This is a genomic window from Micrococcus sp. iso_229 (assembly GCF_058072725.1).
Genome location: NZ_CM176514.1, coordinates 1881027 through 1894547, shown reverse-complemented (window position 1 = coordinate 1894547; position 13521 = coordinate 1881027). Strand labels below are relative to the sequence as shown.

General features: G+C 73.8%; 15 protein-coding genes. 10 read left to right on the top strand and 5 right to left on the bottom strand.

The genetic code is table 11. The features are described 5' to 3' along the window. Positions 1-3 precede the first annotated feature (3 nt). The 3 genes from AC3RKA_RS08770 to AC3RKA_RS08760 all read left to right on the top strand — a co-directional run bounded on the left by AC3RKA_RS08770 (position 4) and on the right by AC3RKA_RS08760 (position 1884). A complete protein-coding gene (locus tag AC3RKA_RS08770; RefSeq protein ID WP_002856333.1) occupies positions 4-1257 on the top strand; it encodes an acetoin utilization protein AcuC in 1254 nt (417 codons plus the stop codon). 163 nt (positions 1258-1420) lie between these two features. After that, the gene (locus AC3RKA_RS08765; protein WP_005504750.1) at positions 1421-1519 is read left to right on the top strand and encodes a 30S ribosomal protein bS22; all 99 of its coding nucleotides are present in this window, start codon (positions 1421-1423) and stop codon (positions 1517-1519) included. A 95-nt stretch (positions 1520-1614) separates the two neighbouring features. Continuing rightward, positions 1615-1884, top strand: coding sequence for a glutaredoxin family protein (locus AC3RKA_RS08760; RefSeq protein WP_222958517.1), 270 nt, complete (start codon positions 1615-1617; stop codon positions 1882-1884). Between the two features lie 6 nt (positions 1885-1890). Here the strand turns inward: AC3RKA_RS08760 and AC3RKA_RS08755 are convergent, their stop codons facing one another. Next, positions 1891-2631 carry a hypothetical protein gene (locus AC3RKA_RS08755; RefSeq protein ID WP_311795206.1) on the bottom strand — a complete coding sequence of 247 codons (741 nt, stop codon included), beginning with the start codon at positions 2629-2631 and terminating at the stop codon, positions 1891-1893. A 125-nt stretch (positions 2632-2756) separates the two neighbouring features. On the opposite strand from AC3RKA_RS08755, the gene AC3RKA_RS08750 reads away from it, so the two are divergent. From AC3RKA_RS08750 to ccsB, 5 genes are all read left to right on the top strand, one after another. After that, entirely contained in the window at positions 2757-3431 is a 675-nt protein-coding gene (locus AC3RKA_RS08750) for a histidine phosphatase family protein (RefSeq protein WP_044658894.1), read from the top strand. A gap of 153 nt (positions 3432-3584) precedes the next feature. Then, positions 3585-4196, top strand: coding sequence for a TlpA family protein disulfide reductase (locus AC3RKA_RS08745; RefSeq protein WP_002856341.1), 612 nt, complete (start codon positions 3585-3587; stop codon positions 4194-4196). A 16-nt stretch (positions 4197-4212) separates the two neighbouring features. Further along, positions 4213-4968, top strand: a complete 756-nt coding sequence (locus AC3RKA_RS08740; protein ID WP_206452077.1) for a cytochrome c biogenesis CcdA family protein — start codon at positions 4213-4215, stop codon at positions 4966-4968. Next, positions 4965-6662 carry a cytochrome c biogenesis protein ResB gene (resB, locus tag AC3RKA_RS08735; RefSeq protein ID WP_216880282.1) on the top strand — a complete coding sequence of 566 codons (1698 nt, stop codon included), beginning with the start codon at positions 4965-4967 and terminating at the stop codon, positions 6660-6662. The genes AC3RKA_RS08740 and resB overlap by 4 nt, the downstream gene beginning before the upstream one ends. Positions 6663-6664: 2 nt before the next feature. Beyond that, complete coding sequence (gene ccsB, locus AC3RKA_RS08730; RefSeq protein WP_060973988.1) at positions 6665-7765, top strand: c-type cytochrome biogenesis protein CcsB; 1101 nt, start codon at positions 6665-6667, stop codon at positions 7763-7765. Positions 7766-7780: 15 nt separating this feature from the next. Here the strand turns inward: ccsB and AC3RKA_RS08725 are convergent, their stop codons facing one another. Continuing rightward, positions 7781-8185 (bottom strand): PLDc N-terminal domain-containing protein, encoded by a 405-nt coding sequence (locus AC3RKA_RS08725; RefSeq protein ID WP_206452075.1) that lies wholly within the window; start codon positions 8183-8185, stop codon positions 7781-7783. A gap of 124 nt (positions 8186-8309) precedes the next feature. On the opposite strand from AC3RKA_RS08725, the gene AC3RKA_RS08720 reads away from it, so the two are divergent. Together AC3RKA_RS08720 and AC3RKA_RS08715 are read left to right on the top strand one after the other, a co-directional pair. Next, complete coding sequence (locus tag AC3RKA_RS08720; protein ID WP_311795207.1) at positions 8310-9317, top strand: IS481 family transposase; 1008 nt, start codon at positions 8310-8312, stop codon at positions 9315-9317. Positions 9318-9373: 56 nt separating this feature from the next. Beyond that, positions 9374-9649, top strand: coding sequence for a DUF4229 domain-containing protein (locus AC3RKA_RS08715; protein WP_010080315.1), 276 nt, complete (start codon positions 9374-9376; stop codon positions 9647-9649). A 57-nt stretch (positions 9650-9706) separates the two neighbouring features. Here AC3RKA_RS08715 and AC3RKA_RS08710 read toward each other — a convergent pair whose 3' ends face one another. From AC3RKA_RS08710 to AC3RKA_RS08700, 3 genes are all read right to left on the bottom strand, one after another. Next, positions 9707-10579, bottom strand: a complete 873-nt coding sequence (locus tag AC3RKA_RS08710) for a 1,4-dihydroxy-2-naphthoate polyprenyltransferase (protein ID WP_206452074.1) — start codon at positions 10577-10579, stop codon at positions 9707-9709. Between the two features lie 127 nt (positions 10580-10706). Continuing rightward, the gene (locus AC3RKA_RS08705; protein ID WP_206452073.1) at positions 10707-11888 is read right to left on the bottom strand and encodes an AMP-binding protein; all 1182 of its coding nucleotides are present in this window, start codon (positions 11886-11888) and stop codon (positions 10707-10709) included. Between the two features lie 66 nt (positions 11889-11954). After that, positions 11955-13520: an aspartate-alanine antiporter-like transporter gene (locus AC3RKA_RS08700; RefSeq protein ID WP_206452072.1), complete on the bottom strand. Its 1566-nt coding sequence runs from the start codon at positions 13518-13520 to the stop codon at positions 11955-11957. Position 13521 lies beyond the last annotated feature (1 nt).

The following is a 13521-nucleotide window of genomic DNA, read 5'->3' as shown; positions in this document are numbered from 1 at the left end:
GTGATGAGCACCACGTCCACCCCTCCCGCTCCCACCCCCGCCGCTGTGGTGTGGGACTCCAGCCTGCTCCGCTACCGGTTCAGCGCGGAGCACCCGATGGCGCCCCTGCGGCTGGACCTCACGCACCGGCTCGTGGAGGCGTTCGGCCTGCTGGACGCGCCCCACGTGCGGATCGTGGAGCCGCCCGTGGCCACGGACGAGCAGCTCGCCCTCGTCCACGATCCCGAGTACGTCGCCGCCGTGCGCCGGGCCGCGGCGACGTCGTCGGACGAGGACGGCTGCTTCGGCCTGGGCACCGAGGACTGTCCCGTGTTCCCGGACCTGCACGAGTCCGCCGCCCGGATCGCGGGCGGCTCCCTCGTCGCCGCGGAGGCGATCTGGTCCGGCGAGGTGGACCGCGCCGTGAACTTCGCCGGCGGCATGCACCACGCCGCCCGGTCCTCGGCGTCCGGGTTCTGCATCTACAACGACTGCGCCGTGGCCATCCAGCGCCTGCTGGACCTCGGCGCGGAGCGCGTCGCCTACGTCGACGTGGACGCGCACCACGGCGACGGCACGCAGTCGATCTTCTACGACGACCCCCGCGTGCTCACCATCTCCCTGCACGAGACGGGCATCAGCCTGTTCCCGGGCACGGGCTTCGCCAACGAGATCGGCGGCTCGGCCGCTCAGGGCACAGCGGTGAACGTCGCGCTGCCCCCGCGCACCGGCGACGCCGGCTTCCTGCGCGCCGCCCACGCCGTGGTCCCCCCGCTGCTGCAGGCGTTCGCCCCGGACGTGCTGGTCAGCCAGCACGGCTGCGACGGTCACCGCACGGACCCGCTCGCCGACCTGCGGCTGAGCGTGGACGGCCAGCGCCAGCTCGCGTTCGACGTCGGCGACTGGGCCGACCGGTTCGCGCACGGCCGGTGGCTGGCCACCGGGGGCGGCGGCTACAACCCGCTGCGGGTGGTGCCGCGCGCGTGGGCCCACCTGACCGCCGCCGTCCTGCAGACCCCGATCCCGGTGAAGAGCGAGATCCCCGCCGCCTGGATCGAGCACGTCCGGACCCTCACCGCGGACGAGCTGACCGGGGACATGTCCGTGCACGAGGGGGACGACGCCGAGCGGATCCCCACCGTGATGGGCGAGGACGCGGATGTGTGGTGGCGCTCGTGGGAGGTGGGCTACGACCCGGCCGACCCGGTGGACCAGTCGATCATGGCCACGCGCCGCGAGGTGTTCCCGCTGCACGGGCTGGACCCCTGGTTCGACTGAGACGGCCCGCGTCCCGGTTCGACCGCGGCCCGTGCGGCCGGTATTGTGGCCGAGAACGTTTCCAGGCGTTCCACATCCGGTGGAATGCGGGTCGGCGTGTCCGGCGCCCCGGATGCCTGCGGTCCCACGACCGCCGACCCTCGCCCCGATTCAAGGAGTCCCCATGGGATCTGTGATCAAGAAGCGCCGCAAGCGCATGTCGAAGAAGAAGCACCGCAAGCTGCTTCGCAAGACCCGTCACCAGCGTCGCAACAAGAAGTGACGCCCGCGCCCTCCGGGCGCTGACGAGACGAAGCCGTCGTCCCCTTCCGAGAGGACGGCGGCTTCGTCGTGGACGGCGATCCGTAGAGTGGGTCCATGACCGCCGACCTGCCCGCCGCCACCGCCCGCGTCCAGCTGCTCGTGAAGCCCGGCTGTCACCTGTGCGCCGAGGCCGAGGCCACGGTGGCGCAGGTGTGCGTCGCGCGGGGCGAGGCCTGGGAGGCCGTCGACGGCGCCGCGCACCCGGCCCTGCTCGAGCGGTTCGCGGACGAGGTGCCGGTGCTGTTCGTCGACGGCGTCCAGCGCGACTTCTGGCGCGTGGACCCGGCCCGCCTGGTCCGGCTCCTGGACGCCCCGCGGGCCTGAGCGGGCTCAGCGGCGCGCGAAGCGCTGCCAGGCCTTCAGCCGCATGTACTCCGTGGCGTCCGGGCGGTAGGCGAGCACGATGCCGGCGACGCCGAGACCCACCCACACGAGGTCCAGCGGGCTGAACGCCCCCATCACGGCGTTGGAGACCAGCACCAGCACGGACAGGGACGCCAGCACCGTTCCGACGATGCGCGCGGCGCGCGAGCCGCCGCGGATCGCGAAAGCCACCCACAGGTAGACGAGGAACGCGAGCACGCCGAACACGGCCGCCGTCGTGGCGAGGGCCGGAAGCATCCCGTCCGTCATGGCGCGCATCTGCTCCGCCTGGTCGGCGGGCAGATCCATCTGCTCGACGGACCGGTCCAGCTCCTGCTGGATCGCGGCCTGGCCTTCCGGCTGGGTGATGGCGAAGGCCGCCAGCAGGGTCGTCGCCAGCAGCAGGAGGCCGCCCGAGACGATCAGCCAGAACGCGGCCGTCAGGGAACGCGGCCGCGGGGGCAGCTCGACCGGGCCGGGAGACTGCCAGCCGGCCGGGCCGTGGGGGGAGGGGGCCTGGGGCATCCCCGCCTGGCCCGGGGCGCCGTACGGAGCCGCCGGCGGTGCGCCGTAGGGGTTCTGGCCGTACGGGCTCGCGCCCGCCGGGTCGGGGGAGCCCGGGGTCGGCCCCTGCGGGGCGGCGCCGTACGGGTCGGTGCCGTACGGGTTCTGGCTGCCGTGGGGATCGGTGGGCGAGGTGCCGGACATGGGGCCTCCTAGCGACGCCGACGCTCGCGGCGTCTCGGTGCGGACGGGGGTGGCGGCGCGGTCGCGCCGAGGTGTGCCCCACGCTACCGCCGGGGCCACCGGTCCGCCTCTGCCAGACTGGCCCCATGCAGACGCTCGCCACCGTCCACCTGGTCCGCCACGGAGAAGTCCACAACCCCGATCGTGTCCTCTACGGCCGCCTGCCGGAGTTCGGGCTCTCGGAGCTCGGCCACGAGATGGCCCGGGGCGTGGCCGCGTGGTTCGCGGAGCGCGCCGCGCAGACCGGCCGTGCGCCCGCCGTCGTCGCCGCCTCCCCGTTGACCCGCGCACAGCAGACCGCCGTGCCCATCGCGGCCGCGTTCGACCTGCCGCTGGTCACCGAGCCGGACCTGATCGAGGCGGAGAACGCCTTCGAGGGCATGTCCCAGGTGGCGGCGTCGCTGAAGCGCAACCCGCGGCTGTGGCCCCGGCTGCGCAATCCCCTGCGCCCGTCCTGGGGCGAGCCGTACCGCGCGCAGGCCGCCCGGATGCTGGCCGTCGTCGACCGGCTCCGCGGCGAGGCCGTGGCCGCCGAGGGGCCCGGCGCCGAGTCCGTGCTCGTCTCGCACCAGCTGCCGATCTGGGTGACGCGCCTGGCCGTCGAGGGCCGTCCGCTGTGGCACGACCCGCGCCGCCGTGAGTGCTCGCTGACCTCCGTGACCTCGCTCGTGTACGAGGAAGGGCGCAGGGTGCCGCGCGTCGAGTACCACGAGCCGAACCAGGCCCTGCTGAAGGACGCCTCCTCCCTGCCGGGCGCCTGAGGCCCCGACGGCGGCCGGCGTCGACGGCGCCGTCCGCGGCCTCCCACGGGGTGGGGGTGTGACGTCCAGGGTTCAGTCAGAATGCGGGGCGGGCAGTAGACTCCCCAGGTCCCCGGAATCCAGCCCCGCGCGTCCCCTGGAGGGCAGCCCGCCATGCAGACCCCCCGTCCGTCCCGTCGCACCGTGCTGACCGGCCTCTCGCTGCTCGGCCTCGCGCCCGTCCTCGCGGCGTGCTCGGGGGACGACTCGCTGACGCAGCAGGCCGGCAACGCGGACGGCAAGAACTACATCGCCGGAGACGGCTCCGTCCTGGAGATCGCCCCCGCCGAGCGCGGCGCCCCCGTGGAGTTCGCCGCCGAGCTCTTCGACGGCACCCCCGTGACCGGCGCGAGCCTGCGCGGCGCCCCGGCCCTGCTGAACTTCTGGTACGCCGCATGCGCCCCGTGCCGCGTGGAGGCCCCCCACCTCGTGGCCCTGCACGAGCAGTTCGCCCCGCAGGGGGTGCGGTTCCTCGGCGTGAACGTCCGGGACACCGCCACCACCGCGCAGGCCTTCGAGCGCACCTTCGAGATCCCCTACCCGTCCATCGAGGACGCCCGCGGGGACGTGCTCCTGAACATGACCGACTACGTGCCCCCGCAGGCCGTGCCCTCCACCCTCGTCCTGGACGTCGAGGGCCGCGTGGCCGCCCGCGTGCTCGGCGCCGTGGAGGAGTCCACCCTGCGCGCCCTGCTCACCACCGTGGTGGACGAGGCCGCGGCCTGACCCGGCCGCCGTGTCCATGCAGAGCAACCCCTTCGCCGAGATCGCCCTCGACGGCTCCCTGCTGCTGGCCGCGCCGATCGCCGTGCTGGCCGGCCTGATCTCCTTCCTCTCCCCGTGCGTGCTGCCGCTCGTGCCCGGCTACCTCGGGTACGTCACCGGCCTCGGCGGGGACGTGCTCACCAGCCGCCGCCGCGGGCGCCTCGTGCTCGGCTCCGTGCTGTTCGTGCTCGGGTTCGCCGTGGTGTTCGTGGGCATCACCGTGGTGTTCACCCAGGCCATGGTCTGGCTGCGGCGCGACGGCGCCTGGGTCACCCCCGTGCTCGGCGTGCTCGTGATGCTCATGGGCCTCGTGTTCCTCGGCGGCGGCGGCCGGCTTCAGCAGGAGCGCCGCGTCCACTTCAAGCCCGCCGCCGGCCTGGTCGGCGCGCCCCTGCTGGGCATGACCTTCGGCCTGGGCTGGGCGCCGTGCATCGGCCCCACCATGGCCGCCGTCCTGGCCATGTCCACGGCCAGCTCCGGCTCCGTGGGCCGCGGCGCCCTGCTCGCCTTCCTCTACTGCCTCGGCCTGGGCCTGCCGTTCGTGCTCATGGCCCTCGGCATGGAGCGCGGCATGCGGGCCCTCGGGTTCTTCACGCGGCACCGCGTGCTGATCATGCGCCTCGGCGGCGCCCTGCTGATCGCGCTGGGCCTGCTCATGGTCACCGGCGTCTGGACCGCCTGGACCACGCAGCTGCAGCTGTGGTTCGCCAACGAATGGGAGATGCCCCTGTGAGCTCCAAGGCCGCCCGGACGCGCTCCGAGCCCGTCACCCTGCCGCGCCTCGGCCTGGCGGGCACCCTGCGCTGGATCTGGACCCAGCTGACCAGCATGAGCACCGCGCTCATGCTGCTGCTCCTGCTCGCCGTCGCCGCCGTGCCCGGCTCCCTCGTGCCCCAGCGCCGTGCCGGCCCCGAGATCGTGGACCAGTGGATCGAGGACAACCCCGTGTGGGGCCCCGTCCTGGACGCCCTGCAGTTCTTCGACGTCTACAACTCCGTCTGGTTCTCGGCCATCTACCTGCTGCTGTTCGTCTCCCTCGTGGGCTGCGTGTGGCCGCGCGCCATCCAGCACGCCAAGGCCCTGCGCCAGCCCCCGGCCCGCACCCCCCGCAACCTGACGCGCCTGCCGGCCTCCGGCGTCGTCGTCCTCGAGGAGGGCGGCCCGAGCCCCGAGGAGGCCGTGGCCAGAGCCCAGGCGTGGCTGCGCAAGCGCCGCTACCGCGTGGAGCGGCGCCTCGAGGACGGCGGCGCCTCCGTGGGCGCCGAGCGCGGCTACCTGCGCGAGATCGGCAACATCCTGTTCCACGTCTCGCTGATCGGCGTGCTCGTGTTCATGGCCTACGGCGGCATGACCAAGTACGGCGGGCAGAAGATCATCGTGGAGGGCGAGGGCTTCGCCAACAACCTCGTGGCCTACGACTCCTTCACCCCCGGCACCTACTTCAGCGCGGACGACCTCCAGCCGTTCTCCCTCACCCTCGACTCCTTCGACGCCGTGTTCGACCGCGAGTCCGAGACCCACTACGGCCAGCCGCTGGACTACACCGCCGTCATGGACGTCCGCGAGGGCTCCGGCGGCGAGCTCCAGCGCCAGATCCTCAAGGTCAACCAGCCGCTGGACATCGACGGCGTGCGCGTCTACCTCGTGGGCAACGGCTACGCGCCCGTGGTGACCATCCGCGACGGCGCCGGGGACGTGGCCTTCCAGGGCCCCGTGGTCACCCGCGTGTTCGACCAGAACTACGGCTCGCAGGCCACCATCAAGGTCCCCGACGCGCGGCCGGATCAGCTGGGCTTCGTCGGCTTCTTCCTGCCCACGGCGGTGGAGGACGAGAAGGGCGCCGCCTTCTCGGCCGACCCCGAGCTGCTCAACCCGGAGCTGCAGCTGAACTCGTACTACGGGGACCTCGGCCTGGACACCGGCCGCCCGCAGAACGTGTACGTGCTGGACACCGCATCCCTCACCGAGCTCAACAGCCGCACCAACGAGAACGGCGGCATCGTGCTCAGCCCGGGCCAGACGTATGAGCTGCCCGAGGGCAAGGGCTCCATCAGCTTCGACGGCGTCCGCCGCTACGTCGGCCTGGACATCCACTACGACCCGGGCAAGTGGGGCGTCGGCGTGTTCGCCGGCACCGCCCTGCTCGGCCTGGCGATCAGTCTGTTCGTCCGCCGTCGCCGCGTGTGGGTGCGTGCCCGCACCGACGACGACGGCCGCACCCGCGTGGAGTACGCGCTGCTCGCCCGCGGCGAGGAGTTCGGTCTCCACGAGGAGCACGTGGCCCTGCGCGCCGCCATGGAGAAGTGGTGGCCCATCGTCGCCGCCACCGAGACGGCCGACGACGCCGCGGCCGGTGCCGCCCCCCAGTCCACCCCCACCGCCCCCGAGACCCCCGCCGGCCCCGCCGACGCCCGATCAGGAGACTGACAGTGTTCAACCCCACGGCCCCCGTGAACGAGCAGCTGGCGCTGTACAGCGACCTCTTCATGCTCATCGCCGCGCTCGTGTACGCGGCGGCGTTCATCCTGTTCACCATCGACATGGCCACCGCCTCGGCCACCATCCGCCGCCTCGAGGCCGACCTCGCGGCCCAGCGCGGGCAGGTGCGCACCGCTCCGGCCCGCGAGACCGTGGGGGTCGCCGTCGGCGGGTCCACGGCGGTCGGCGCGAGCGCCTCCGACGCGGCCCGTCCGACCGGCGCCGCCGAGCGCGGCGTCGACGCGGACGGCGCCCTCGTGGACGAGGACATGGACTACACGGGCGGCGGCCGCCGCCCGGTCGCCAACGTGGCGGTGGCCGTGCTGGCCGTCGGCTGGGCGCTGCACGCGTTCGCCGTCGTCGCCCGCGGCCTCGCCGCCTCCCGCGTGCCGTGGGGCAACCTGTACGAGTTCATGACCACGGGCGCGCTCGTGATCACGACCGTCTACCTGCTGTTCCTCTTGCGCAAGGATCTGCGCTTCGTGGGCACGTTCGTCACCGGCATCGTCGTGGCGATGATGTGCGCGGCCACCATGGGCTTCCCGACGCCGGTGGGCCACCTCCAGCCGCCGCTGCAGACGCCGTGGCTCGTCATCCACGTGTCCATCGCCGTGCTTGCCAGCTCGCTGTTCGCGCTGACCGCCGCGATGTCCGTGCTGCAGCTGCTGCAGGACCGCGCGGAGAAGCGCGCTGCGGCGGGCGAGCGCTCGTGGGCGTTCCTGCGCCTCGTGCCGGCCGCGCAGGGGCTCGAGAACTGGTCCTACCGCCTCAACGCGATCGCCTTCGTGATGTGGACGTTCACCGTGATCGCCGGCGCCATCTGGGCCGAGGCCGCGTGGGGCCGCTACTGGAACTGGGACACCAAGGAGGTCTGGTCCTTCGTGATCTGGGTGGTCTACGCGGCGTACCTGCACGCCCGGGCCACCCGCGGCTGGACCGGTGCCCGCGCGGCCTGGCTGAGCATCGTGGGCTTCCTGTGCATCGTGTTCAACTACACGATCGTCAACACGTACTTCCCGGGCCTGCACTCGTACGCGGGTCTGCCCGGCTGAGTCCGGCGGGGCCCCTCAGGCGCGCGGCCCGTCGCCCTCCGGGTCGGCGTCGTCGTCGCCCTGCTCCCGACGACGGCGCAGCTCCTCCTCGCGGGCGCGCAGCTCGGCCTCGCGGCGGTCCAGGTCCTGCTCGCGGGCGTCCTGGCGGCGCTGCACGCGCAGGCTGCGCAGGAAGGCCTCGTCGTCGTCCGGGGCCCCGGTGGGCCGGGGCGCGGGGCGGCTGCCCGCGCCGGCCGGGCGGGCGCGGCCGAGCAGCAGCCACAGCAGCGGCCCCACGAGCGGCACGAGCACGATGACCGCCACCCACGCCGTCTTCGGCAGGCTGCGCACCTCGCGGGCGGGGGTCAGCAGCGCCTCGAACAGCGCGTAGAGGGTCAGGCCCGCGAGGATGATCGCGGCGGGGATGATGAAGCGGCCCATCCCTCCAGTCTAGGTGTTGTGGGTCATGAGGTTCTTGGCACGGGCCGGGCTGAGATGAGACGAGTGGGCCTCTCCCGCAGGATGGAAGTTCCTACACAACCCATCCGCGTAAAGAGACCCACTCATGACTCACGCTAACGCACCCCTGACTCCCACCGGCCGTCTCAGGATGGTCCAACGACACCTGCACGACGGCATCCCCCAAGCGCACGTGGCCGCCGAGTTCCGCGTCAGCCGCCCCACGGTGGCCACCTGGGTGGCCCGCTACCGCGCCGAAGGCGAGGCAGGACTGCAAGACCGCTCCTGCCGGCCACGACGCTCTCCCGCCCAGCTCGATCCGGTCCTGGTCGCCCAGATCCACGCCCTGCGGCGGGAGCGCAAGTGGTCCGCACGGCGCATCCATCACCACCTCGTCTCCGAGGGCCACCAGCTGTGTCTTCGCACCGTGGGGAGGTGGCTGCACCGGCTGGGCATCTCCCGGTTGCGAGACCTCGCGCCCACGGGTGAGGACCTGCGCCAACGACCCCAGAAGATCACCGCCCGCGGCCCGGGGCACATGGTGCACCTGGACGTGAAGAAGATCGGGCGCATCCCCGAGGGGGGAGGCTGGCGTGCTCACGGCCGGGACTCCGAGAACGCGCGAGCGGCCAAGCGCGGGCCTGGCTGCCGGGTCGGGTACACCTACCTGCACTCGGCGATCGACGGGTTCACCCGGCTGGCGTACACGGAGGCGTTGGAGGACGAGAAGGCGGTGACCACGATCGGGTTCTTCTGCCGGGCGAGGGCGTTCTTCGCCGCCCACGGCATCACCGTGAACCGGGTGGTCACGGACAAAGGGAACAACTACCGGGCCGTGGACTTCACCGCGAAGGTGGTCTCGCTCGGGGGCCGGCACCACCGGATCCGCCCGTACACGCCTCGTCACAACGGGAAGGTCGAGAGGTACAACCGGCTGATGGTGGACGAGGTCCTCTATGCCCGCCCGTACTCCTCAGAGACGGCCCGGCGTGAGGCGTTGGCAGTGTGGGTGAACCACTACAACTACCATCGGCCTCATACCTCCTGCGGGAACATCCCGCCGGCCTCGCTGGCCCCGGCGCGAGTCAACAACGTCATGCCCTCCTACATCTAGGCGTGGGCTGTGGGGTCGGCGGGCGGGCGGGGCGTCCGTCCTCGTAGGATGGACCGGTGCGCATCTTCTTCTACGGTCTGGTCCGCGTGGTCGTCTTCGTCGCCCTGTGGGCACTGTTCTACTACGTGATGGACCTCGGGATGATCTTCGGAGTGATCGCGGCCACGATCCTGACGTTCGCGGTCAGCTACCTCTTCCTCGGCCGCCTGCGCACGGGGGCCACCGAGGACCTGTCCGCCGCGTGGGAGGGCCGTCCGGGCCGCCGGGGCCGCACCGAGACCGCCGACGCGGACGCCGAGGACGCCTACACCGAGGGCCGCTTCCGGGAGTGAGCCCCGCGGGGCGACGGCGCGGACCCCGCCGCCGACGCCGCGGTCATCCCGTACGGCTCAGAGCAGCGCGCCGAGGGTGAACGTGATCGCGTAGACGATCCCGATCACGCCGGTCGCCCGCAGCACCGGGATCAGCGCCCGGCGATCCTGTGCGCGCAGCACCGTGCGGATCGGCCGGATCGCGAGCAGGCCGCCGATCGGCACGAGCAGCAGCCCCGGGTGCACCGCCACCCAGAACAGCGGCAGCAGCAGGGCGACGGCCAGCATGACGCCGTAGGACGCCCGCGCGGGTCCGTCGCCCAGACGGGCGGCCAGCGTCATCTTCCCGACCTCGCGGTCCGTGGGGATGTCCCGGATGTTGTTGACCATGAGCAGGGCCGTGGAGATCAGCCCGCAGCCGATCGCGCCGGCCCAGGCCAGGCCGCTGACGGCGTCGGCCTGGGTGTACGTGGTGCCGAGGACGGCCACCAGCCCGAAGAACACGAACACGAACACCTCACCGAGGCCGAGGTACCCGTACGGCCGCTTCCCGCCGGTATAGAACCACGCGGCCAGCACGCAGGCGACGCCGACCAGCAGGAACCACCAGTGCCCCGAGAGCAGGATGAGCCCCAGGCCGGCCAGCCCGGCGAGGCCGAAGAACGCGAAGGCCGCCTGCTTCACCCGGACCGCGGGCACGAGCCCGGAGACGGTGAGCCGGAAGGGGCCGACGCGCTCGTCGTCGGTGCCGCGGATGCCGTCCGAGTAGTCGTTGGCGTAGTTCACGCCGATCTGCAGCGCGAGCGACACCACGAGGGCCAGCAGCGCCGCACCGAGGTGGAAGGAGCCGAGCTCCGCGGCGGCGGCCGAGCCGACGATCACGGGGGCGATCGCCATGGGCAGCGTGCGCAGGCGCGCGGCGGCGACCCAGTGGGAGAGCGTGGCGGCCATGGGCGGGGGTTCCTCCTGGGGAGCGGGGTGGGCAGCGGCGCGCGGCGGGCCGGGTCGACGGCGGCGCGCGGCCGGGGCCCGACGTCGGCCGGGCCCGGGTCATTCTCCCACGCGGGCGGGGCGTCGCTCAGCTGGCGGTGAACCGGGCGGCCAGGGCCTGCCGGTCCGTCTTGCCGGTCGAGAGCAGGGGCAGGGCGTCGAGGACGAGCCACGTCTTGGGCACCGCGGCCGCACCCAGCGCCGCGCGCACGTGGGCGCGCAGGACGGCCTCGTCGGGGGCCGCGGCCGGGTGGGCGGGCACGACGGCGGCGCACAGCCGCGCGCCCCACTCGGGATCCGGCACGCCGGCCACGTGGGCCGCCGCGACGCCCGGGTGCGCCTCGAGCACCGCGGTCACCGCCGCCGCGGACACCTTCACCCCGCCCGTGATGACGACGTCGTCCAGGCGGCCGGTCACGGCCAGCCGCACGCCGCCGTCGTCGGTGAGGGAGAGCACGCCCGTGTCCTCGGTCAGGAAGGCGCGGGCGCCGTCCGCGGCGGGGACGAAGTGGGCGGCGGTGCGGGCGGGGTCGTCGAGGTAGCCGGCCGCCACCATGGGCCCGGCCAGGCGCACGCGCGGCGGGGCGTCGGGGTCGTCCGGGGCCACCGCGACGGCGACGCCGGGCAGCGGCACGCCGTCGTAGACGCAGCCGCCGCACGTCTCGGCCATGCCGTAGGTGGCGGTGAGACGCACCCCCGCCGCCTCGGCCGCGGCCCGCAGCGCGGGATCGAGCCGGGCGCCGCCCACGAGCACACGGTCGAAGGAGCGCAGGGCCGCCCGCCCGGCCGGGTCGGCGTCGGCCGCGAGGAGGCGGGCGAGCTGGGTGGGGACGAGCGAGACGAGTCGGGGGCCGGCGTCGTCGGGCAGGGCGGCCGCCCCGGTGGCGAACGCCGCGGGCGTGAAGGGGCCCGGTGGCAGGGCCACGGGTGCGGTCCCGGCCGCGATCGAGCGGGAGAGCACGGCGAGCCCGGCCACGTAGTGCACGCCGAGGGCCAGCAGCCACGCCCCCTCGCCCCCGAGCCGCCGGGCCGTGGCCGCGGCCGAGGCGCGCAGGGCCGCGCCGGTCAGGACGATCTGCTTCGGCGTGCCCGTGGACCCGGAGGTGCGCACCACGGCGACAGCGTCCGGGTCCCCGCAGCGGCGCGGGTCGCGGGCCTCGGGCCGGGGGAGCGCGGCGCCGTCGGCGGTCAGCTCGACGGGGGCGCCGCCGTCGAAGGCCGCGGCGAGGGCGTCCGTGGCGCGGGCGAGGGCGTCGGCGGTGGCGGGCATGGCCCCGAGTGTAGGAGGCCCGGCGGTCGAACGGACCCGCCCGGCGGACCGGATCCGCCCGCCCGGTCAGAGCAGGAACGGCACGGTGGCGATCTTGACCACCATGATCAGCGCGAACAGCTGGGCGTACCCCTCGGTCACGCGGGCGTCGGTGGACCGGGAGAGCGCGTAGTCCAGGATCGCCGGCTGGCCCGTGATGCCCGCCAGCGCCCCGAACGTGCGATCCACGGACTGCCCCAGCAGCCGTGCCGCGGCGATGAGCAGGGCCGCGGTCAGCGCGGTGAGCACGGCGGACATCAGGATGGCCAGCCCGCCGACCCGGGTGAACACCGTCTCGAGGAACGCCGGGCCGGCGGCCAGGCCCACCACGCCCAGGAAGAGCATGAGGCCGAACTGCCGCAGCGTCAGCGCGATCTCCGTGGACGGCTCCCACACCGTGGGTCCCGTTCGGCCGATCGCCCCGAGGGCGAGGCCGACGAGGATGCACCCGGCCGCCGGGCCGAGGGAGAAGGAGGCCCCGCCCGGAAGCGGGATCGTCACCATGCCCAGCAGGTAGCCCAGCGCCATGCCCGTGCCCAGGGAGATCCAGTCCAGGTTCGAGAGCCCCCGGGTCGAGTTGCCGAAGAAGTCGCGCACCGCCTCCATCCGCGGCGCGGTGGTCACGATGAGCACCCGGTCGCCGACCTTGAGCTCGGTCTGCGGGGTGGCCAGCGACTCGACGTCGTCGCGCCGCAGCCGGGCGACGTCGGTGCCGAAGCGCTCGCGCAGGGACAGCGTGCCCAGGCGGCGATCGGCCAGGGCGCGGGCCGTGACGATGACCATGGAGGTCTGCAGCGGGTTCATCACCTGCGCCGGGTCGGCGTCGGTGCGGCGGCCGAAGGCCTCCACGGCCGCGTCGATGTTCTTCTCCGTGCCGTCCAGGACGACCTCGTCCCCGGGTTCGATCCGGTCGGCGGAGCCGGCGATCCGGGCCACGCCGCCGTGGCGCAGCGCCACCACGCGCACCAGCCCGTCGGAGATCCCCGGGATCTCCCGCACGGCGAGGGCGGAGGTGGCGGCCGCGGCGGTGAAGCGCAGCTTGCCGTCGGTCACCGGCGCCGGATCGCGCGGGGAGCTGCCCCACGGGCGGGCGGCGAGCAGGGTGATCGCGATGATGGTGCCGACCACGCCCACCAGGTAGGACAGCCCGTAGCCCACGGCCGGGGCCTGCCCGCCGGTGAGCTGGTTCGCCAGCGCCATCGCCGGCGTCGCGGTGAGCGAACCCGTCCACACGCCGATCGCCGTCGGCAGGTCCATGTGCAGCAGCGCGGCCAGCGGGTGCACCGTGAAGGCGGTGAGGACCACCACGACGACGGCGGCCAGCATCAGGGGCAGGTTGCGGCGCAGGTCCCGGAAGAACACCTTGCCGGCGCCGAGCCCGATCAGGTAGGCGAACAGGGCCAGGCCGAAGCTCTGGAACAGGGCCAGCCGGTCGCCGACGTCGGGCAGCACCGCCCCGACGAGCAGGCCCACGAACAGTGCTCCCGAGGCGCCGAGGCGGATCTTGCCCAGGGGGATGGTGCCGACGGCGGCGCCCAGGGCGACGGTGGCCATGAGGACGAGGATGGGCTGGTCGTTGAGCAGCGCGAGCATG